Raw genomic sequence first — 21,379 nt, forward strand, 5'->3', positions numbered from 1 at the left:
TCTTAAAAGTCGAGTTTTTCTATAATCAAGTTGGCTACTACTTTAGCACTTTGTTCATCAGTGCGAACAACTATATCTGAAACTTCTTCGTATAAAGGTACACGTTCTTCAGATAAGCGTTCAAGAACCTCTTTCGGATCTTCCTCAGTTTGCAATAGAGGACGTTTTTTGTCTCTTTGCGTACGAGCCACTTGTTTTTCGATTGGAGTTTCCAAATAAACTACAATACCACGTGCTGACAACTTATTACGGACATCTTTACTAAGCACTGAACCACCGCCAGTTGCTAATACGATACCCTGCATTTCAGTTAAATCAGAAATTACTGTCTCTTCACGACGTCGAAAGCCTTCTTCACCTTCGATATCGAAAACCCAAGCAATATCAGCACCCGTGCGACGTTCGATCTCTTGATCAGAGTCGAAAAACTCAAGGTGAAGTTGATCTGCTAAATGACGACCAATGGTGCTTTTACCTGCACCCATAGGGCCCACTAGAAATATATTACGTTTTTCAGCCATATCTGTTTATTACAATCTAACTCTAAAATTTAAAATAAACCCCGCCTACTGAGCTGGCCCCAAAAATTAAGGGGCTGATTATCTCAGTATTCGAATAGGGATTTCAAGTGAAATGAAATAAAAAGGCCCTTTAGGGCCTTTTTATTTTGTTTTAGTCTTTCAAAATCTTCGGAGTTACAAAAATCAACAACTCTTTCTTCTCTGTTTTCTCGCTAGTACGCTTAAACAGTGCACCCAAATAAGGGATATCACCAAGCAATGGTACCTTCGAAGAACTATTAATGACTTGCTGCTGGTAAATACCACCCAACACAATTGTTTGGCCATTTTCAACTAATACCTGCGTTCTTATTTCTTGGGTATTAATAGCCACTGCATTACCTGTCGGAGTCTGTACAGTATCACCAGGAGTATCTTGCGTAATAACCAAGTCTAATATTACTTTGTTATCAGGAGTGATATGAGGCGTTACTTCAAGACTTAATACTGCCTTTTTGAATTCAACCGTTGTAGCACCACTAGAAGCCGCTTGTACATATGGGATCTCAGTACCTTGTTCAATTCGTGCTTTCTTTTGATTTGCAGTTGTAATTCGCGGGCTTGCAATAATTTCGGCTTTATTTTCTTGCTCAAGAGCTGATAACTCAAGATCTATTAAAGTACCATCGGCAAGCTTAGCAATATGCATACCTATGCTACCAGCCGGATTTGTTACCGCTAAATTAACATTAAGACGCTCAGCTAAGGTTGGAATAACTCCATTTGAAATTTTTTGAGCGCCTGCCAAAGTACCCGCAATACCATCAGTTAATTGTTGATCACTAAACCCCCAACGTATCCCTAAGTCTTCTTGCACACTATCACGGACTGTTACCATACGAGATTCAATTACAACCTGCTTAACAGCAACATCTAAGGTTTCAACCATGCGACGAACATTTTCAATACTTTTTGCAGTATCTTTGATTAATAAGGTATTGGTACGAGTATCGACTGAAACCGCACCTCGAGAAGACATAATTGAGTTACCTTGAGATATTAGTAATGTCGAAAAGTCTTCAGCTTTAGCGTAGTTTAACTGAATGTATTCACTATATAGAGGCTCAAGATTTTCAACTTGTTGTTTAGCCTTTAACTCTTTGGCTTCTCTTGCTGCTAATTCCTCTGTTGGTGCAACCATTAAGATCGAACCATCCATACGTTTGTCTAATCCCTTAACTCGAAGCACGATATCAAGTGCTTGGTCCCAAGGTACACCATCTAAACGTAAGGTTACATTCCCATTAACCGAATCACTTGTCACTAGATTAAAACCATTTAAGTCGGCAATAATTTGCAATACCGAACGAATGGAAATGTCTTGGAAGTTAAGTGACATTGGTTTGCCTTGGTAATTTTTACCATCACCTAGAAAGCTTTTCTTCGACGTATCTTTTTCAACCGTAAGGGTAAAGATATTATCAAGTTGCTGATAGTTATAATCAAACTCACTTGTTGTATCGATGACAATGCGACTATTTGCGCCATCTTTAAATGTTTCGATAGTATTTACAACCGTACCATAATCCATTACATCTAATTGGTATAATAAATCATCAAGAATATCTGTATTGTGGAAAACAGCGACAACCTTGCCTGCTTTTTCAGATACATCAATTGCGGCCATGTTTTCTTGTAAGAAAATTAGAATACGCGCTTCGCCTTTTTCGCCACGACGAAAATCTACAGCTTGAATCTTATTTATATACGTTTGAGAATCATCAATTGTATTTGTTTCAGCAACATCTTGAGTCGGATTATCTGAAACATGGAGATAAAACAAGTTTTTATCTGTGCGCGTTTGGTAAATTTTTAAATGATCTAAGTAAATAGTTACTTTAAAACCATCATTAACAAATTCGTTTGTTACCTTTTTTACACCCGCTTTGTTGATTAAAACTTCAGTTAGGTTTTCTTCATAATCAGCTTCATCGAAAAATAATTCGATACGAGCTGGTTCACTAAATACCTGAATCTTCGGCTCAATATAAACTTCTTCATCGAATACAAATTCAATTTCAGTTTCGCCTTCTAACAGTGGATTGTATCGTACATCATATAATAGAGGCACGGCACTCGCTGAAGATGCCATCAGTATAAACAACAAACTAATAATTGCTGATAGACGTTGATTCAACTTAGTTATTCCCTTGTGCATATAATTAAGCCCTATATTATTTTTTGGATGCATTACCCGCCTCCACTATTTCTACTTTTGTCAGGCGTTCTTTCCAACATCCTGCACCATCAGGTATCATTTCTAATAGTTCAATGTAACTACCTTTAACTTGCAAAACTTTACCGTGATAAAGCCCCATGTAGTTACCGCGTGTCACTCGATAAAGCGTATCATCTGAAGCTGTGATTAACGCCCAAGTATCTAAGCCACTTCCTAATGTACCTTTCATCTTAATATTATCCAAAGGATAACCTTCTAGAGGCTCTTTTTTCCTCTTTGGATCGGGATGTAAACAATTTTGAACTTGTAATAAATTATCTTGAATCACTTCAGGTTTTGGTGCCACAAATGGACTTCTAAGCTCTTGTGCATTGTAAGCAAAGTGCTCAAATTGAGTTATTTCAGGAATCGGTTCAACTTTTGCTTTAGTTCCAGCTCGAACTTGATTAATAAACTCTTGCTGTTCTGTAATATCATCAAAACAACCTGTAAGTAATAGAGGCAACACAACCAAGGCGACTTTTTTCATTATTGAGCCTCCTCATAACGGTATGTTTTTGCAACTACACTAAAATGTAAACGCTCATCACCTTTAGATTCGATACTAAAATCATGCAAACTTACAATCCGAGGTAGCTGAGCTACTTTACTAACAAACTCACCAAACTCATGATAACTACCGACAACCTCTATTTTTATTGGTAGCTCAGTATAGAACTCTTTTTCTATCTCAGGTAACCAACCAATCTTATTAAAGGTTAAACCACTTGTAGTACCAACATAAGATAAATCATCGAGTAAACCAGGCGTTTCATTAGAGGTTGGTAATCGTTTAAGTAATTGAGAGAACTTATCTTCCATATCAATCATTTGTTGTTTGTAAGTTTCTAAATTACTTGCAACAGCATATTTAACTTTAAAGGTTGTCCGCAGCTCTTCTTCTTTTACCACCGCATTATCGTAAGCTTCAATTTCACCGGAAACAAAGAGATTATAAGTTAAAAGTGACACAGCTAACGCAACGCCTATTGCAGCAATAAATTTTACGGCTAGGGGCCAAGAACCAATATTTTCTAAATCTAACTCACTAAAGTCTATTTCATTGAGTGATTTTAAATCTATATTCATTTGTTAGCCTCTCCTATCTCTTCAAACGGCTTAACACTGAACTGCATCTTAAAATCACTTAACAAACGAGACTGTTTTTCAACAGCGACAATGTCTTGCATGACCGGCTTTTCAAATAAATAGGAGCCTTCTAACTGACGCAGCATTGAAGATAATCGATTATTTGACTCGCTCTTGCCTACAATTTGAAGTGCACGATCTTTACGCTCTAAACTTGTCAAATAAACACCTGACGGTACCATTTTGGCAAGTTCATCCATAATTTGGGTACCCAAATTACGACTGCTTTGTAATTCTTCGATAAGACGCATACGCTGCTGTAAGCTCTCTTTTTTCTTATCAAGCTCTTTTATTTCAGCTATTCGCCTATCTAGTACCACTATTTCGGCCGTTAAAAAGCCATTTCGTAAATTTTGCCCTTCCTTCATGGATGAGTAGACCATGCTGATAACAAACATTGACCCAAATGAAACTAAAGTGACCAAAAATAAAATAGAGAGATACTGTTTTTGGGCCTCTTTTCGCGATGCTTCGCGCCAAGGCAACAGATTTATATGTGGCATGATGAAAAACTCCTCAAGGCTAATCCTGTTGCAACTGCCAATTGCGCCTTATTCTTGTCCAATTGTTCTCGGTCAATTGTTGGAGCAAGTTCCATACCATTAAAGGGGTCGATAATAATAGAGTGAATTCCTAATTCATCAACAAGTAACTTATCAAGACCTCGAATTAAAGAGGTCCCTCCAGACAAGACAATATAATCTATCTGGTCTTTACCACTTGTTGTCAAAAACATCTGCACAGCTCGACGTACTTGCTGTAAGAATGCGGTTTGAAATGGAGCTAATACTTCAAAAGTGTAGTTTGGCGGTAAATCACCATTGATTTTAGCAAGCTCCGCTTCATCAAAACTCTTGTTATAATATGAAACGATAGTATTGGTATATTGTTCACCACCAAACACTTGATCTCTGGTATAAATCGTTTGGCCATTATGAACCACACTAACCAAAGTCAATGACGCACCTACATCGATAAATGCCACAATTTTGTTAACGGCATCATCAGGTAATGATGCGTAACATAAATCTATAGTTCTGCTGAGAGCATAAGCTTCAACATCAACCACTTTTGGCTCAAAACCTGCTGCATCAATAGCACCTACACGCGCTTCAATGCTTTCTGTACGTGCAGCTGATAATAAAACATTTACTTTTGACGGGTCAGTTTCATTAATGTGAAGCTTTTCAAAATCAAGGCTTACCTCATCTAACGGATAAGGTATGAGGCTATCAGCTTCAATTTCAATTTGAGATTCCAATTCGCTATCAGTCAGAGCCACATCCATAAAAATGACTTTGGTAATAACTGTTTGACCAGAAACAGCAACAGCCGCCTGTTGCACGGCTTTAGGCATTTTTTTTCGAATTTTACTGATAACTCGAGAGACAGCTTCAATATCTTGAATAGAGCGCTCAACCATTGCCCCTTTGGGCATTGGTTCAATAGCAATCGCTTCTAAACGATAATGTGCATCTTTTTGGCTTAATAAGACAGCTTTGACTGAGTGTGAACCAATATCGATTCCAACCATCCATACAGCAGGCTTTTTTATTAGTTTCGTTAACATAACTCTAACGCTATCCTTTTTTTTTATAATTATAATAACTTTATAAAATCTAGCGAAAAATTTTTAATTCATTTTTTAATCAGGATATACTACCAGTGTTAAAACCTAAATGGGAGTCTGTTTAAGGATATTTAAGTGACTTTATTTAAAAACATTTTACGTTTTCTTATCATTTGTAGCACTTTAGGTGTTTTGAGCATAATAGCTTTGTACTATTATGTTAAATCTGATATCCCTAGTGTACAAGTATTAAAAGACGTCCAGCTCCAATCTCCACTACTAGTATTTACAAAAGATGGCAAACTAATCAATCAGTTTGGTGAAAAAAGACGCATACCATTAAGCATAGAACAAATACCACAGAATCTAATAAATGCTCTTATTGCAACTGAGGATAGCCGCTTTTATGACCATCCAGGCGTAGACCCGATTGGTATTATTCGCTCAGCGCTGGTCGTTATTACTACAGGACAAAAAAAGCAAGGTGCAAGCACTCTGACAATGCAAGTTGCTAGGGGATTTTTTCTAACCCGAGAAAAAGCCTATATCCGTAAAATAAAAGAAATTTTTATTGCACTTCATATTGAACAACTACTGAGCAAAGATGAAATTTTAGAGCTTTATTTGAACAAAATGGAGTTTGGCAATCGCGCATTTGGAGTAGGCGCGGCAGCACAAGTTTATTTTGGCAAAAACATTAGTGAACTAACACTTTCGCAACATGCAATGCTTGCAGGATTACTCCAAGCACCATCGGCACTAAATCCATTTAGACATCCTCAAAGAGCTAAAAAACGCCGTAATATTGTATTGGCGAGAATGCTTGACGAAAAATATATTACTGAAGCGGTTTATCAAGAAGCTATCAAAGAACCAATCACAGCGAAATTCCATGGTGCTGAAATTGAAGTATCTGCTCCCTATATTTCTGAAATGGTTCGTGCCGAAATGGTCAAGCAATTTGGTGAAGAGGACGCTTATAACAAAGGATTTCGGGTTTACACCACGATTGAAGCTAATACACAGTTAATGGCCGAAAAGGCTGTTGTTGATAATTTAGAGCAATACGACACTCGCCATGGTTACCGTGGCCCACACCTTCATCTGTGGGATTTTGAAACGCAAGCGGCTTGGGCACCTCGTGACATCCTCGATTATTTGGCTCAGATTAAAGAGTTTAATGATTTAAAGGCTGCTGTAGTCACAGATATTCAAGACCAATCAATCACAGCTCTCGTTAAAGATGGTCGTTTTGTCACCGTTCAATGGGATGGTTTAAAATGGGCCCGTTCATACTTGCGCAATAGTAAACAAGGTCCCGCTCCTTCAAGTGCTAGTCAAATACTCAATCCTGGCGCTGCAATTTGGTTAAAAGAAGCGCAGGATGGGCAATGGAGTTTAAGTCAAATTCCGCAAGTATCTGGCGCGCTAGTCTCTTTAAACCCACAAGATGGCGCAATAAAAGCCATTGTTGGTGGCTACAGCTTTGAACAAAGTCAGTACAACAGAGCGGTACAAGCCAAAAGGCAGGTCGGCTCAAACATAAAACCTTTTATTTATTCTGCCGCATTAGAAAATGGATTCACCCTTGCTAGCATAGTAAATGATGCTCCAATTAATAAATGGGACGAAACAAATGGCACGGCTTGGCGGCCAAAGAATGATCCTGAGGTTTATGTTGGCCCAATCCGTGTTAGACGCGCACTTGGAGAATCTAAAAACGTTATTTCAGTCCGATTGTTAAGGGCTGTGGGACTAAGCAAAACCGCTGATTACCTGTTAAATTTTGGTTTTAATCCAGCTGATATCCAACGTAATGAATCACTAGCGCTTGGTAGTATTTCACTCACCCCTCTTGAACTTGCAACTGGAATGGCAACTTTTGCCAACGGCGGTCATTTAATCGAGCCATATTTTATTAGTCGTATTGATGATGCAAATAACAAAACCATCAGACAAGCACAACCTTTAGTAGCCTGCGCTGAGTGTTCAAACGATGAAATTAAGGATAGTTTTCATTACGCCCCGCGCGTGATCAGCGTCCAAAACTCATTTTTAATTGCAGATGCCTTAAAAAGTGGTATCTGGGGTGGCGGTAGCTGGAAACATAAAACCTCTTGGCGAGGTACGGGCTGGCGCGCTCAAAAATTAAATCGCCATGATTTATCAGGTAAAACTGGTACCACTAATGATGCTGTGGATACTTGGTTTACTGGTTTTAATCGCGACCTGCTTACCACAACCTGGGTCGGTTTTGACAGCCCTGGAATTAGCCTTGGTCGAACAAGTTACAACAGTAACTTAGATAAAAATCAAACCTTTCTTGGTGAATCGGGAGCGAAAACGGCTTTGCCAGCTTGGATAGGGTTTATGGAATTTGCGTTACAAGACATGCCAATTTCAAATGTTTACCAACCCGATGGGTTAATCTCGGTGCGTATTGATTATGCATCAGGATTATTAAGCGATAAAACAGACCATACAAGTGGATTTGAGTTTTTTACCAAAGAAACGGTGCCAACTCAATATGCACAACCAAAAGCAGAAGCTATTTTCGAAGTGAGCTCACCAGAGCCGGAAGATGATGAGTTGTTTTAACAACTCAAAATTAATTACAAAAAAGGCGCAATAGCGCCTTTTTATTATTTTAGTGTAGGTTATTTAGCTAACGAAACACATAACCAATATAAATCAGAATGCACACCCGCAGCCGTCACCTCTTTGCCGGCTCCCGGACCTTGGATCACCAAAGGATTATCTTGGTACCAACGGCTGTTAATGACAAAGATGTTATCACCTGGCTTTAAGGTTGCTAAAGAATCTTGTTTCGCAACACCTTGCAAGCCAACTTGAGCTGTCACTTTATCATCCGATAAAACCAATTCAGCAACATAACGCAATACTTTATCTTCTAACGCAGCCTTTGCAGCAAGCTCGCTGACATAAGTATCAAGTAATGCAAGATTATCAACAAAAAATTCCCAATCACCGTTACTTAAAGCTTCGGGCATTAAAGGCGAAAGCACAATGTCATCAAGCTCTAAGTTTAAACCCAACTCTCTGGCTAAAATAAGTAACTTACGCTGTACATCTCGGCCAGAAAGATCTTCTCTCGGGTCGGGCTCACTATAACCCATCGCTTTGGCTTGCATAACTAATTCAGAAAAAGGCACTTCAGCGGTATATTGGCTGCAAAGCCAAGATAACGTACCAGAAAAAACACCGCTAAGCCTTTGCACTTTATCACCAGAGTTTTGTAAATCATTTAATGCAAAGTTAATCGGTAACCCAGCTCCAACCGACGTATTATAACGCCACTGCAAGTTACGCTGCTTTAAGCTTTGTTGTAATTGCTCATACCAAGCAAGTGGAGCTGTTCCAGCGTATTTATTGGCACAAATAAGGTGGCAGTTATGAGCAACAAACTGAGGATACAATTGACTAAACTGCTCACTTGCTGTGATATCAATCACTAACTTATGCTCATAATCTAGCTCAGCTAAATGACTTAATAATTCAGCTTCATGGTATGACACCGCATGAGTCTGCCAAGCAGCTTGCCAATTTTGCACATCAATCCCAGTAGGATTAAATAACATTTGCTCGCTGCGTATTAAGCCAACCAGCTTCACGGGCAATAATTGATTTAAACGACTTAACTGCTCTTTTAACTGCTCTAAGAATACGGTACCTACATTGCCCAAGCCCGCCACAACCACAGCCAACTCTTGTGAAACACTGACTAACTTATCATGCAAAATTGTTAATCTGTCAGTATCTAACTGCTGCTCACAAAGCAGAATACAATAATCTTCATGACTATAAATAAAACGTAAATTAACGTTATTTTCTGCCAAAATTACTTTTGCCGATTGCGCTAATTGATGGCCATCTCCATGCTGACACACCAAGGCAATACCCGACACATTTGACTCAACTAGATTACAACGCCCAGCCAACAGAGTTAAAACTTGATGACCTAAAGCAGCTGGCACAAGTAAATATACCTCATCTTTTTCCACAAAATGATGAAGTGCGTGCTGTACTATCCGACTTAGCTCACCCACTTCACCTTCATGTAAATCTGCAACTTTTAATAAATCGTAATGATCTAGATTGGTGATAAAACGTTTTTGTTTCGCAAATCCTTCTTTTACGATTTCAGTCGCCGCACTGCTACTATCAAAACTACTGCGCACAACAAGTTTAATATCAGTGTCTTTAAGCGGGGTTAGTGTTTTGGCATGTAAAACTGGATTTCCCAAACGAGCAAGCAAATTTGCTTGACCACGGCAAATTTTACCATAACGAATCGCTTGTTTTACTTTGCGAGGATCAGTACTAAATACACCTTGGGTATCAGTCCAAATTGAAACACTCTCAGCACAGATATAACGCGCAAATAAAGTCGCACTATAGTCACTCCCATTACGACCGAGTGTAATGGTTTGCCCTTGTTCATCACTTGCGATAAAACCTGTAACAACATTATATTTTGTTGCACTAAATTGCCCACAGGCAATTACGTTTTTCTCATGTTGCAATACACCTTGCGCTAAGGTCAGCAGCTCTCTGGCATCAAAGCTTTGTGCTGCAACATTTAGCTGCTGTAAATATAAACCTAATAACCGTGCAGACCACAGCTCACCATGCGCTAAAAGATGAGCCTCTTGTAAATGTTGCGAGGCAATTTTTTCGCCTATCGAAATAAGCTCGGCATCCAACAGCTCAAGCGCTGAATCTTTATAAGAATCAGTTAATAAATCAGCAATTAATTCAAACTGATTTGCCGAAAGTAATGCTAAAACATCCGATATAGCCTGCTGATCGGCTTGGCGATAACTCTGCCAAAGCTTAACTAAGGTATCAGTCGTTTTACCTGCGGCTGAAACTACAACAACATCACCAAGTGCCGCTTGCTGTAAAATAATATTAGTCACTGCATGATAGCGCTTGGCACTACTTAAGCTTGAACCACCAAATTTGTGTACTGAACGAGTCATCTTAAATTACCATAATGCAACGTGAGCAGGGCTAAAACAAAATGCGGCTGAAGAGTTATTTTGCTCATCTGCTTTAACTGGCTTTGGCTCAGCTACTGGCTGGCCCTTATCTTCACCAGGGCGAGTTTCAGAAAAGTTTCGCTCTAAATCTGCGAGTAAATCTTCAATATCCTCAATACCCACTGAAATACGAATTAAAGTATCACCTACCCCAGCCTCTAAACGAGCCTGAGGATCCATTCCTGCATGAGTCATAGTCGCTGGATGGCAAATTAAGCTTTCAACGCCACCTAAAGACTCAGCCAAGGTGAAGTGCTTGCAATTAGTTAAAAAACGAGCTGCATCGTTGATATCACCTTTAATATCAAAACTAACCATACCGCCAAAACCACGCTGTTGCTGTTTAGCTAATTGATGTTGCGGGTGAGATTCAAGCCCAGGGTAATAAACACTTTTAACAAAAGGGCTACGCTCTAAATATTCGGCGATTAAAAAGGCATTTTGCTCATGTTGCTTGATCCGGACATTCAAAGTGCGAATACCGCGCAAAGTTAAATAACTATCAAATGGTGCGCCGGTAATGCCAATATTATTAGCCCACCAAGCAAGCTCATCACCAAGCTCTTGAGTACGAGCAATCACCGCACCACCAACAACATCCGAGTGTCCATTAATATATTTAGTTGTTGAATGCACAACAACATCAACACCAAATTCAATAGGATTTTGCAATGCTGGCGATAAAAACGTGTTATCCGCAGCAACTAAAGCACCACATTTTTTTGCTGTAGCAACAACTTTAGCAATATCAGTTAAACGTAAAAGCGGATTACTTGGCGTCTCAATCCAAATTAACTTAGGTTTAATTTGTTCAATATCATCAAAACTCTTATCTAGAGTAAAATTAACAACTTTTAATTTTAATAAGCCACGCTTTTCTAAACTAGTGAAAAGACGATAACTACCACCATAACAATCATGAGGGATCACTAAAGTGTCTTGGCTTGATAACAGCTGAGTCACTAAATGAACCGCAGCCATGCCTGTTGCGGTAACTATACCTTTTGCGCCACCTTCAAGCTCAGCTAATGTTTCAGCTAAGATATCTCGAGTTGGATTACCACTGCGGCCATAATCATATGCGCGCTTGGTATTAAAATCGGCAAAAGAATAAGTTGTTGATAAATATAGAGGTGGCACGACTGCGCCGTGATGTTTATCAGCTTCTATTCCTTTACGGACTGCGATAGTCGCTTTTTTGGTATCGTTCATTTTAAAACCCACAAACAGTTAGATGTTTAGACGTCTAAAAGGTTAAATTAACACAAGGCAGAAGTCAAAACATTTATACGTCTAAATAGCTAAATAAATGGTATTTGACTATATATTTTAAACCGATAAAATTTCGCCACGACAAAGCCAATAACTTTAGATTATAGATAATATTCTTTGGGATTTTTAATAATTACAACATTGGCAAACAAGGCACGCAGTTCAATTAAGGCAACCAATATTTATGGCAACAAAATGGAATGGTGAATATATTCACCCATATGCAGAACACGGTAAAAAATCTGAGCAAGTAAAAAAAATTACCGTTTCTATCCCACTAAATGTATTAAAAGTTTTAACCGATGAACGCACTCGTCGCCAAGTTAATAACTTACGCCACGCCACCAACAGTGAATTGTTATGTGAAGCATTTCTTCATGCTTTTACTGGTCAGCCACTGCCTAATGATGAAGATTTACGCAAAGATAACCCTGAGCACGTTCCAGCCGAAGTGCGCGACATAATGCTCAGAATGGGCTTAGAATTACCCGTTTTAGAAGACGAATAAAAAAAGCCTCAACTAAGTTGAGGCTTTTTTTTAACGTAAAAATTACTGCATGTAATTTTCAGGTAAAGGAATTCGCGCAACACCTGAAGCTACGGCAGCTTGCGCTACCGCTAATGCTACACGTGGCAACAAACGCGGATCCATTGGTTTTGGAATAATATAATGTGCGCCAAATTCTAACGAATCGACACCGGCAGCTTGCAATACTTCAGCAGGCACAGGCTCTTTAGCAATTTGACGAATTGCATTTACAGCAGCAATTTTCATTTCATCATTAATCCTTTTTGCCCTAACATCGAGCGCACCACGAAAAATAAACGGAAAACACAAAACATTATTAACTTGGTTTGGATAATCAGAACGACCTGTTGCCATAATTAAATCTGTACGCGCAGCATTAGCTTCATCAGGATGAATTTCAGGATCTGGATTTGAACAAGCAAATACCACTGGTTTATCAGCCATCAACTTTAAGTCATCAGCAGAAATTAAATTAGGGCCAGATACACCAACAAAGACATCGGCATCGGTAATTACATCTTGCAAGGTACGCTTATCAGTATTATTTGCAAACAGTTCTTTATACTCATTTAAATCATCACGACGGGTATGAATAACACCTTTGCGATCAAGCATATAAATATGTTCACGCTGAGCACCACATTTAATTAGCAACTCCATACATGCAATTGCAGCAGCGCCCGCACCCAAACAAACAATTTGTGCATCGTGCAGATTTTTGCCTTGAACTTCTAACGCATTAAGCATACCTGCAGCCGTCACAATCGCTGTACCGTGCTGATCATCATGAAATACTGGGATATCACAACGCTCAATTAGTGCTTTTTCAATTTCAAAACATTCAGGTGCCTTGATATCTTCAAGATTAATACCGCCAAATGTATCAGCAATATTTTCAACCGTATTAATAAAGTCTTCGGTAGTACGGTGCTTTACTTCAATATCGATAGAATCAATTCCAGCAAAACGCTTAAATAATAGTGCTTTACCTTCCATTACGGGCTTAGATGCTAATGGCCCTAAATTACCCAATCCTAAAATGGCAGTTCCATTTGAGATAACAGCAACTAAATTGCCCTTAGCGGTATATTTATAAGCATCGGCTGGATTTGCTGCGATTTCACGAACAGGTTCAGCAACGCCAGGGCTATAAGCTAGCGCAAGATCTTTTGCTGTTTCAGCTGGTTTAGTCAATTCAATACTGATTTTACCTGGAACGGGTTCGGCGTGGTATTTTAAAGCTTGTTCTCTAAAGTCTGACATGAGGCGATATTTTCCTGCAAGAAGTTAAGTGTGAGAGTGAGATAAAATTCGCTACTGAGTTTAACGATACCTGTATTAAGCAGAATTTCAAGTAAAATACTGTCAAACAACAAAAAACGATCATTTGCCTATATTCTACCTAATTTTAGTGATTTTACTCCCCTTTTCACAGAAATTCCCCTTACTAACAACTTATTTATGCATATTAATAAACAAAATTATGAATATAAAACCAACAAATACCACGTAAAACGCTATAAAAAAACACCTATCTATAACCGAAATAAGCACTCTTACAATTGATACAAGTTAAAATCAAAGTTCACCATAAAAACCATTATTAATGAAGGATAACCCACATATCACGAAAAATAATAACAGATATGACCAGATAAAAACCTTTTCCTCACCATCACTTAGTACTAAAAACAACCACCTTATAAACTCTTTTTTAAATGCCTAAACTGAATAAATTTTCATATTTAATCGTTAGTATTTTTACGATTACTTTTGGTTAGCTTGTGCCAGATCAAACTATGTTTGAGCTCGCCACTTATAATTTAAGCCTCATTCATCAGCATTATTTAAGGCATTCGTCGTGCAAAATACTATCGATTGGGATGATTCTCTGATCAAAAAATATAACGTATCTGGCCCAAGATATACCTCTTACCCCACGGCATTGTCATTTAATGACGGCTTTTCCAAACAAGATATGCTCAGCGCACTGGCGCAAACCAACAATAAAAAGCTATCTCTTTATATTCATATCCCTTTTTGTCATCAGCTGTGTTACTACTGCGGCTGCAATAAGATTGTGACACGCCATCAACACAAAGCAGACTTGTACCTCGATTATTTAGAACAAGAAATAACAGCGCAGGCAAAGCTTTATCAGCATTACGAAGTAGAACAGCTTCATTTAGGTGGTGGCACGCCAACATTTTTAGATCAAGCACAAATGACTCGACTAATTAACATGCTAAACCAGCATTTTCAGTTCAAAGCAGATGCGCAAAAAGGAATCGAAATTGATCCCAGATCACTTGCGGAGAATATGCTATCCGTGCTGTTTCAATTAGGATTTAACCGAGTATCATTTGGTATTCAAGATTTTAATGATGATGTACAAAAGGCCGTAAACCGTGAACAATGCGCCGAAAATGTTGCTAACTTAGTCATTGAAGCACGCCAACTTGGTTTTAAATCGGTTAATGCCGATATGATTTATGGCCTACCATTACAAACACCTGAGAGCTTTGCTGCGACGATAGATCAACTTATCAGCCTTTCACCTGATAGAGTCTCTGTTTTTAACTATGCCCATCTTCCCGATCGGTTTGCCGCACAAAGAAAAATAAAAGACCAAGACCTGCCTTGCGCCACTGACAAGCTGGCAATGTTTAAAAATACCCTAGCGCAAATGACCGCTGCAGGTTATGTCTTAATTGGAATGGATCATTTTGCTAAAAAAGATGACAGTTTAGCAATAGCCCAACAACAAGGTCTTTTACATCGTAACTTTCAAGGTTATACCACACATGGAGATTGTGATTTACTCGGCTTAGGTGTGTCTTCAATCTCTCAAGTTGGCAATAGTATTTTTCAAAATCCCAAAGAGCTCAAAGGCTATTACCAAGCGGTTGAAACCTCTGGTATTGCGGTTTGTAAAGGGCTGACATTAAATGATGACGATTGCCTAAGAGCCGATGTTATTCGCCAATTAATTTGCCACTTCACACTTGATATACCAACGATTGAGCGTCAGTATGGTATTAACTTTAAAGTCTACTTTGCATCAGCTTTAGTGCAATTACAGACTCTAGCAGCAGACAATATGCTGTCTGTTGAACCAAAGACGATAACTGTAACAGCAAAGGGGCGTTTATTTATTCGCATCATTTGTATGGCTTTTGATGCCTATTTACAGCGCCAAGCAAAACTCACTCGTTTTTCACAAGTAATTTAGCCTTAATAAGTGATATGCAATAAAAAAGAGCGACTCAATGGTCGCTCTTTTTACAACTGAAACGATTAAATCACCGTTTTTGTGGCAGGGTCTGCAGGAAAGCGCTCGATGATTAACACCAAATCTTGCATAATTTCAGCTTCAAATTCTTCTTCTTTACGCCAACGTAAAGAATCTTGCTGAAAAATTTCTTTCTTTGAATATTTTTTACGCGCCTGATGAGTGGGCATTTCTTTCACTGCATCATACATTTTAAAAACACCAGGATAAGCCAGAGCTAAATCTTGCTCTTGTTCAAACTGGTATTGCGACATTAATACCCAAATTCGCAAACAACCTTCAGAATATTCACACTGCTTTTCCTTCATTGCTTTGGCAATTAAATTAATGCTGTCTGATAACTTTAGGTTTTTTTGCGCTTGCTGAGCTTGATATTGAGCCTTCTTTTCAGCAACTTTTTCATTTTGTACTTTTACTTGGAGCAATAAACGGCCAGCATAAAATGCCAACCCTGCAATAATAATCGCACCTAAAATCAAGCTTACGATTAATAGCACACTCATTTATCATCCTCGTCATCATCAAGCCATTCATCAGCTAAATTGTTTGATAAAAATTGGCTATATAAATCATCACCTTGCTCATCATCATCATCTTCATCTTCAATACCCAGTAATTCACAAAGGGCTTGATGGCGCGCAATTTTGGTATTGAAGTATTTAGCATCTTTACCAACTAATAATTCACCACTTTCATGACGATCAATTAAATCAAGTAAACGTTGGTCATTTTCTAATTGCTCTAACTCTTGCTCAGGCGACAACTCAACTGGCACAACTTTCTTAAGCTCGACCTGTGGCTCTAAATGACGTTTAAGCACTGGCTCTGGCACAATTACAGCTGCAGCACCTGCAACTAGGCTAACAGGCTTTTTACTGCCCTTTCCTGGTTGACTATCTTTTTTTACATTCGTTTCTTGTTGGCTATTTTTGCCTTCAACAGCATTACGCGTACCAGGTTTATTGCCTGTTTTTGCTTTAGCACGCACTTCTTTTAGTGCACGCATTTCTTTTAATTTGTCTTTACTTAATTTTTTTGGGGCAAGACTGCCGCCTTTACGTGTTTTCGTTCTGCTCATTTGCTTTCAACCGTTCAGTAATTGGGTGTATTTTACATCAATAGGAGGGATTTCGTTATGGCTTTTTAAAAATGATTACGTCATTACCAACAAACTCAACCATTAAATTGTCTCGTTTTGCTAAAAATTCAAATGTTGCCCGACTAAAAAAAGAAACGTGAGTTGGATCGTTTTTATAATGCCAATTTAAAAACCTTGCATGATCAATCACAAGTTTAGTCATTAATGCCAAAACGCCACCTGATTTAACCAATGACAGCAATAGCGGCCACTCTTTTGCAGGTTGATTAAAATGCTCGATTACCTCAGTACAAGTGACAAAATCATACTGCTGCCGTAATACAGTTTTATCTGGAGCATAAAAAATATCATACACGTTCATCTCATAACCTTGCTCAGTCAACATATGTGCCAAAGCAGGACCTGGTCCACAGCCAAAATCAAGCCCTGAACTATTAGGCGTAATTTGCTCAACGAGAGGGTCAATGACTCGCTGTAAAAAACGCAGATAGCCCAAATCCTCGATATTATTATCATGATTGTCATACATCGCTTTTTCATCTTCTCGATTGAGATAAAAAGCTTCAGGAACAAATACTAGATGGCAAACTGAGCATTGAACATATTCACGGCGTTTATCGGTATGAAAGTGTGATACAGCTTCAGCACCACAAAGTGTGCAGCAATAAGTCATAGTATGATGGGTTAACAGGTGAATGGGTGCAGTATAACAAAAAACAAAATAAAAAGGCGGTAGATTGCTCTACCGCCTACTAATTCGAGTGCCTAGTAACCTGGACACCTCTCCCTTCGACTGTTTGATCTTTGTCTTCAGTCATATTTTTATTATTTTTTTACTATCCATATTGTTTTTATTATTAAACTTCCATGAATTTTATTATTTTCGGTCTTCCTAACGCTTTCTTAGCATTCCTTTGTGAACTTAAAACTAAATAGCCTTAAAGTTCCAGTCCCCTTTACGCAAATTTATCGCTATAACTTCCGTATTTACGTCTTTCCATGTTGTTTTGTTTGTCTCTGCGACAGGCATTAATATACTTGTTAATAATTTTGTTACAACTAATTTATATAAAATAAATAAAAGAAATATTCAGCTGATTTTTGATTTATTTTAATTACATAGACTTAAGTATTACAACCAGATGATAAAGAGACTTTACGTACACGTAAACATGGCGATAATCTCACATAAAAAGTGAGATATATCTTACAAATGATATTTTCTACTTTTATTTTTGTATTATCATTTTTTACAATCAGCTTTAAATCTGCACAATAAACAACCAGATAAGGTAATAAAAAGCATGAAATTTATTTGAAATCCCCATTTAAACATTTATTGATACAGCCGAACACGTAATCTGTACTGGATAATAAATCTATCTCAGGCAGCTATTTCAACACTATCAGCGCTAGATTAACGTACAGTAGATATCCAATTGACGCGCCAATCAGTCTTGTTGCCCTTAAAAATCTCTGGCTAGAAATGAAAAATTTATATATTTAATCTTAACTAACACGCTGGTAAATATCTTATCTTGAACCGCAGTTTATTAATATTTTCTATTGAAACTGAAATAACAAATACCCTTAACACTTAACTTGATTACTACACAGTTGGTTTAATTCAATCCTCGCTTGTTTATGACCTTGCTTGGCAGCGTGTTGGTACCAAAAAAATGCCTTGGAAAAATCAGCCTGAACCCCTTCACCATCTCGATACAATGAAGCTAAATTGGCCTGACCATACATATCGCCCTGCTCGGCAGCCACAGTAAAATTTTCAAATGCGTCAGCAAATAACCCTTGTTGATAAAAATAAATTCCATCTTGATTGGCTTTATTGGGCTTAAAACCTTTATAAAGAGCTTCAGGACGACTCGGCATTTCAACAATGCCGCCAAATAAAGTCAGCCCCTCTGCACGTAGTGCTTGATAAGAGTAATGTTGCCAACAAGTTGCTGCTGATAAGCAGGCATGGTGATGCCATCAATACCAGCGGCTGCTTGTTTATTGAGCTGACCCCAACTTTGATACAGGAAATCTTCCCTTAGTAATCCGTATAAGTTCTGAAACCTGTGTTTGGGGTGGCGCTGTGATTTAAATGTGATCGCGTTTAGTTCGGTTATCATAGTGAGTCCAGCCCTACATTGTCCGGCCTATGTGTCTGCTAAACACGTGATATAACTGCCAGCCCCTTCGCCATGTGATCGGCTTTCCCGTCTCAAACTACTACGAACTGGTCTGACTGCCAAAGGGTCATCGTTGGCCTTGCTTTTGACTTAGCTTCCCTACCGCGTCCTTGCGGAACACCTTTGGCTCTCTCAAGTTCCTGATGCATCTCTTTAAACATGCCACGGCTTAATAACTCCGCTGACTCGCCACAACCTCACTCATTACGGTTGCTTTGCTTGGACTTCAGTGGCGTTACAAACCTCGTCAGTCAGACTGTATTTATCGGAGCGATCTCAGCACTTCAGGGACACGGATCCCCTGTGGCCTACTTAATTCTCTGTGTACGCTTCACCTATCTTGTTCGCTGAAAAAAAAAAACAGCTCCGCCATAGGCGCAACACTCGATACGGGTGGTGAGTTAAACCTTACCCGACAGGGACTTGCACCCTGCAAGATGCATCAAGCTTCGCTTGACGCACTAACGCCTTGTTCAAAAAGCTCAGCCACGCGAACGCGTTTGAGTTGCTCTATTTCCTTAGAGAAATAATAAGGCTTAATTAAGTTATCAAGTTTAATGGCTTTAATAACTTGGTTTTTACGTTGATAACGATAATTGGCTAATTGAACTGCTATATGGCTGGTATCTGCTGCTATCACTTTTACAACCATAAACTGCTTTTGATAATAGCTTTCTTGGCGAAATAGGCTGTAATCAATTAAATAAAAATCATTAACTTGAGGTGTCTCAATAATCGATTTTTGCAGATTTTTATCATATTGATATTGAAAATAAAATAATAGCATGGCAGTTGCTAGAATCATTAAACCTACAAATTTTGTTGCGATCTGATACCAAGGAATAAACTTATCTACTTGGATGTTATCTTGCTGATGGCCGCATGTCGCGCATTCGTAACAACGGGTAATACGATAAGCGAAGAAAGGAATAATGCCAAAACTGACATAATCTAATCGACTAACAGCTTGCATATTCACTTTATTCTGACACTCGCATACGACTGTGCTCACTGGTGATTTGAAATATTGCTGCTGCGATGTAAAAAAGAACATATTCTCATCCATTTGAATTCACTTTAACTATCATCACCTAACAATTTAAATTTAGGAACAAAAAATACGCAATTAACCAAAACAAAAAAGGCGATAGTCTTTCGAATATCGCCTTTAAGATTTAGCTACTCTTTTTTATTTCAACAATAAGGCAATACGCTCAAACAATGCATCAATTTCAGCAATAGTGTTGTAATGCATACAACCAATACGAACCACTCCACCGGTATGCAAAACCCCTAGTTGCTCGCATAAACCTTGAGCATAAAAATGACCATCCCAAACGCACATCGCTGCTTGACCTAAAAACTGTGATACTTGATTAGGAGTGTGATCCGCAAACGTTAATGCGAAAGTTGGAGTGCGCTCAGCCAATCGCTCAATATCACTAATACCAAACAAGGTAATTTGTGGAAATTCAGTTAAACGTGTTAAAAAATGATGGCTCAGTGCTATTTCATGCGCCTTGCTAATAGCAAATGCATCAGCTAACCGAATTCGACGAGGCTCGGTTTTTGGCAGCTCACTAATAGCAGCAATGTAGTCAATTGCTGCGATAACCCCTGCCAAGCCTTCAAAACTTTGCGTACCAGTTTCCCAGCGGCCAGGGATTACATCTTTAGCAGGTTCCACTTTATAAGGCGTAAACCCTTCTAAATGCTCGCGTTTACCATAAACAATACCAACATGCGGGCCAAAAAACTTATAAGCCGAACATGCTAAAAAATCACAATTTAAGGCTTGCACATCTATTAGTTCATGTGGTGCAAAATGCACAGCATCAACATAAACTAAGGCGCCAACTTTATGTGCAGCTTCAACAATACGCTTAATATCGTTAATTGAACCTGTGGTATTTGATGCATAAGTCACAGCAACGAGTTTGGTTTTATCGCTCAGCAAACTCGTAAAATGATCGTAATCGAGGGTGCAATCCGTTTCATTAATGAGTGCGGTATTGACTTTAACGCCTTTATCTTCGGCGGCTAATTGCCATGATGACACATTAGAGAAGTGATCTGCATTCGTTACGATAATTTCATCGCCCACTTGCCAATCTCTTGAAATTGCTCGACTAAAGCTAAAAGTTAGACTCGTCATATTCGCGCCAAATACGATTTGATCGGCACTTGGTGAATTAAGCAAATCCGCAACCGCTTGACGCGCTTGAAGCATCAAATCGACGGTTTTTTCACTTGAGAAAAATGCACCACCTAAATTTGAATTATAAAAACCCAAATAAGCATTCATTGCCTCAAGCACAGTTTGTGGCACTTGTGAGCCACCAGGACCATCAAAAAAAATAGGAGTTTGCCCATTATAATTTTGATTTAAAGCTGGAAATTGTTGACGTAAAGCCGCTACATTCATGATTAAAATC

At 38.6% G+C, this 21,379-nt stretch carries 19 protein-coding genes; 3 read left to right on the plus strand and 16 right to left on the minus strand.

Annotation, left to right across the window (positions count from 1 at the left end; genetic code table 11):
• Positions 1–2 precede the first annotated feature (2 nt).
• The 6 genes from aroK to PTUN_RS15690 form a co-directional block, all read right to left on the minus strand.
• Positions 3–521, minus strand: coding sequence for a shikimate kinase AroK (aroK, locus tag PTUN_RS15665; RefSeq protein WP_009840538.1), 519 nt, complete (start codon positions 519–521; stop codon positions 3–5).
• A 151-nt stretch (positions 522–672) separates the two neighbouring features.
• Positions 673–2,751 (minus strand): type IV pilus secretin PilQ, encoded by a 2,079-nt coding sequence (locus PTUN_RS15670; RefSeq protein WP_040644334.1) that lies wholly within the window; start codon positions 2,749–2,751, stop codon positions 673–675.
• Positions 2,735–3,268 carry a pilus assembly protein PilP gene (locus PTUN_RS15675; RefSeq protein WP_009840540.1) on the minus strand — a complete coding sequence of 178 codons (534 nt, stop codon included), beginning with the start codon at positions 3,266–3,268 and terminating at the stop codon, positions 2,735–2,737. The genes PTUN_RS15670 and PTUN_RS15675 overlap by 17 nt, the downstream gene beginning before the upstream one ends.
• Positions 3,268–3,867 (minus strand): type IV pilus inner membrane component PilO, encoded by a 600-nt coding sequence (locus PTUN_RS15680; RefSeq protein WP_009840541.1) that lies wholly within the window; start codon positions 3,865–3,867, stop codon positions 3,268–3,270. The genes PTUN_RS15675 and PTUN_RS15680 overlap by 1 nt, the downstream gene beginning before the upstream one ends.
• Positions 3,864–4,430, minus strand: coding sequence for a PilN domain-containing protein (locus tag PTUN_RS15685; RefSeq protein ID WP_009840542.1), 567 nt, complete (start codon positions 4,428–4,430; stop codon positions 3,864–3,866). Before PTUN_RS15685 ends, PTUN_RS15680 begins: the two co-directional genes overlap by 4 nt.
• Entirely contained in the window at positions 4,418–5,497 is a 1,080-nt protein-coding gene (locus PTUN_RS15690; protein WP_009840543.1) for a pilus assembly protein PilM, read from the minus strand. Before PTUN_RS15690 ends, PTUN_RS15685 begins: the two co-directional genes overlap by 13 nt.
• 135 nt (positions 5,498–5,632) lie before the next feature.
• On the opposite strand from PTUN_RS15690, the gene PTUN_RS15695 reads away from it, so the two are divergent.
• The gene (locus PTUN_RS15695; protein WP_009840544.1) at positions 5,633–8,095 is read left to right on the plus strand and encodes a penicillin-binding protein 1A; all 2,463 of its coding nucleotides are present in this window, start codon (positions 5,633–5,635) and stop codon (positions 8,093–8,095) included.
• A 59-nt stretch (positions 8,096–8,154) separates the two neighbouring features.
• Here the strand turns inward: PTUN_RS15695 and metL are convergent, their stop codons facing one another.
• On the minus strand, positions 8,155–10,500 hold the full coding sequence (gene metL / locus PTUN_RS15700) for a bifunctional aspartate kinase/homoserine dehydrogenase II (protein WP_009840545.1): 2,346 nt from the start codon (positions 10,498–10,500) through the stop codon (positions 8,155–8,157).
• Between the two features lie 6 nt (positions 10,501–10,506).
• Positions 10,507–11,772, minus strand: a complete 1,266-nt coding sequence (metB, locus tag PTUN_RS15705) for a cystathionine gamma-synthase (RefSeq protein ID WP_009840546.1) — start codon at positions 11,770–11,772, stop codon at positions 10,507–10,509.
• 244 nt (positions 11,773–12,016) lie between these two features.
• On the opposite strand from metB, the gene metJ reads away from it, so the two are divergent.
• Positions 12,017–12,340 carry a met regulon transcriptional regulator MetJ gene (metJ, locus tag PTUN_RS15710; RefSeq protein ID WP_009840547.1) on the plus strand — a complete coding sequence of 108 codons (324 nt, stop codon included), beginning with the start codon at positions 12,017–12,019 and terminating at the stop codon, positions 12,338–12,340.
• Between the two features lie 42 nt (positions 12,341–12,382).
• Here the strand turns inward: metJ and PTUN_RS15715 are convergent, their stop codons facing one another.
• Positions 12,383–13,624, minus strand: coding sequence for a malic enzyme-like NAD(P)-binding protein (locus tag PTUN_RS15715; RefSeq protein ID WP_009840548.1), 1,242 nt, complete (start codon positions 13,622–13,624; stop codon positions 12,383–12,385).
• Between the two features lie 598 nt (positions 13,625–14,222).
• On the opposite strand from PTUN_RS15715, the gene hemN reads away from it, so the two are divergent.
• Positions 14,223–15,593 carry an oxygen-independent coproporphyrinogen III oxidase gene (gene hemN / locus PTUN_RS15720; protein ID WP_009840549.1) on the plus strand — a complete coding sequence of 457 codons (1,371 nt, stop codon included), beginning with the start codon at positions 14,223–14,225 and terminating at the stop codon, positions 15,591–15,593.
• Between the two features lie 65 nt (positions 15,594–15,658).
• Here hemN and PTUN_RS15725 read toward each other — a convergent pair whose 3' ends face one another.
• The 7 genes from PTUN_RS15725 to PTUN_RS15755 all read right to left on the minus strand — a co-directional run bounded on the left by PTUN_RS15725 (position 15,659) and on the right by PTUN_RS15755 (position 21,369).
• A complete protein-coding gene (locus tag PTUN_RS15725; RefSeq protein WP_009840550.1) occupies positions 15,659–16,156 on the minus strand; it encodes a DUF2489 domain-containing protein in 498 nt (165 codons plus the stop codon).
• Complete coding sequence (gene yihI, locus PTUN_RS15730) at positions 16,153–16,731, minus strand: Der GTPase-activating protein YihI (RefSeq protein ID WP_009840551.1); 579 nt, start codon at positions 16,729–16,731, stop codon at positions 16,153–16,155. The genes PTUN_RS15725 and yihI overlap by 4 nt, the downstream gene beginning before the upstream one ends.
• 55 nt (positions 16,732–16,786) lie before the next feature.
• Complete coding sequence (locus PTUN_RS15735; RefSeq protein ID WP_009840552.1) at positions 16,787–17,425, minus strand: class I SAM-dependent methyltransferase; 639 nt, start codon at positions 17,423–17,425, stop codon at positions 16,787–16,789.
• Between the two features lie 917 nt (positions 17,426–18,342).
• Positions 18,343–18,639, minus strand: a complete 297-nt coding sequence (locus PTUN_RS15740) for a tetratricopeptide repeat protein (RefSeq protein ID WP_009840554.1) — start codon at positions 18,637–18,639, stop codon at positions 18,343–18,345.
• A 23-nt stretch (positions 18,640–18,662) separates the two neighbouring features.
• Positions 18,663–18,884: a hypothetical protein gene (locus tag PTUN_RS15745; protein ID WP_232521787.1), complete on the minus strand. Its 222-nt coding sequence runs from the start codon at positions 18,882–18,884 to the stop codon at positions 18,663–18,665.
• Positions 18,885–19,386: 502 nt separating this feature from the next.
• Entirely contained in the window at positions 19,387–19,998 is a 612-nt protein-coding gene (locus tag PTUN_RS15750) for a hypothetical protein (RefSeq protein WP_040644335.1), read from the minus strand.
• 135 nt (positions 19,999–20,133) lie between these two features.
• On the minus strand, positions 20,134–21,369 hold the full coding sequence (locus tag PTUN_RS15755; RefSeq protein WP_009840557.1) for a cysteine desulfurase-like protein: 1,236 nt from the start codon (positions 21,367–21,369) through the stop codon (positions 20,134–20,136).
• Positions 21,370–21,379 lie beyond the last annotated feature (10 nt).

The organism is Pseudoalteromonas tunicata, from assembly GCF_002310815.1.
Taxonomy (GTDB): Bacteria; Pseudomonadota; Gammaproteobacteria; order Enterobacterales; family Alteromonadaceae; genus Pseudoalteromonas; species Pseudoalteromonas tunicata.

What these genes read in the sequence shown, in the direction of transcription:
- yihI (WP_009840551.1), bottom strand. Translation starts at nt 16,731, where the DNA reads ATGAGCAGAACGAAAACACGTAAAGGCGGCAGTCTTGCCCCAAAAAAA.
- PTUN_RS15670 (WP_040644334.1), bottom strand. Translation starts at nt 2,751, where the DNA reads ATGCATCCAAAAAATAATATAGGGCTTAATTATATGCACAAGGGAATA.
- metB (WP_009840546.1), bottom strand. Translation starts at nt 11,772, where the DNA reads ATGAACGATACCAAAAAAGCGACTATCGCAGTCCGTAAAGGAATAGAA.
- aroK (WP_009840538.1), bottom strand. Translation starts at nt 521, where the DNA reads ATGGCTGAAAAACGTAATATATTTCTAGTGGGCCCTATGGGTGCAGGT.
- PTUN_RS15755 (WP_009840557.1), bottom strand. Translation starts at nt 21,369, where the DNA reads ATGAATGTAGCGGCTTTACGTCAACAATTTCCAGCTTTAAATCAAAAT.
- PTUN_RS15740 (WP_009840554.1), bottom strand. Translation starts at nt 18,639, where the DNA reads ATGCCGAGTCGTCCTGAAGCTCTTTATAAAGGTTTTAAGCCCAATAAA.
- PTUN_RS15685 (WP_009840542.1), bottom strand. Translation starts at nt 4,430, where the DNA reads ATGCCACATATAAATCTGTTGCCTTGGCGCGAAGCATCGCGAAAAGAG.
- PTUN_RS15680 (WP_009840541.1), bottom strand. Translation starts at nt 3,867, where the DNA reads ATGAATATAGATTTAAAATCACTCAATGAAATAGACTTTAGTGAGTTA.
- metL (WP_009840545.1), bottom strand. Translation starts at nt 10,500, where the DNA reads ATGACTCGTTCAGTACACAAATTTGGTGGTTCAAGCTTAAGTAGTGCC.
- metJ (WP_009840547.1), top strand. Translation starts at nt 12,017, where the DNA reads ATGGCAACAAAATGGAATGGTGAATATATTCACCCATATGCAGAACAC.
- PTUN_RS15725 (WP_009840550.1), bottom strand. Translation starts at nt 16,156, where the DNA reads ATGAGTGTGCTATTAATCGTAAGCTTGATTTTAGGTGCGATTATTATT.
- PTUN_RS15735 (WP_009840552.1), bottom strand. Translation starts at nt 17,425, where the DNA reads ATGACTTATTGCTGCACACTTTGTGGTGCTGAAGCTGTATCACACTTT.
- PTUN_RS15690 (WP_009840543.1), bottom strand. Translation starts at nt 5,497, where the DNA reads ATGTTAACGAAACTAATAAAAAAGCCTGCTGTATGGATGGTTGGAATC.
- PTUN_RS15675 (WP_009840540.1), bottom strand. Translation starts at nt 3,268, where the DNA reads ATGAAAAAAGTCGCCTTGGTTGTGTTGCCTCTATTACTTACAGGTTGT.
- PTUN_RS15715 (WP_009840548.1), bottom strand. Translation starts at nt 13,624, where the DNA reads ATGTCAGACTTTAGAGAACAAGCTTTAAAATACCACGCCGAACCCGTT.
- PTUN_RS15745 (WP_232521787.1), bottom strand. Translation starts at nt 18,884, where the DNA reads ATGATAACCGAACTAAACGCGATCACATTTAAATCACAGCGCCACCCC.
- PTUN_RS15750 (WP_040644335.1), bottom strand. Translation starts at nt 19,998, where the DNA reads ATGTTCTTTTTTACATCGCAGCAGCAATATTTCAAATCACCAGTGAGC.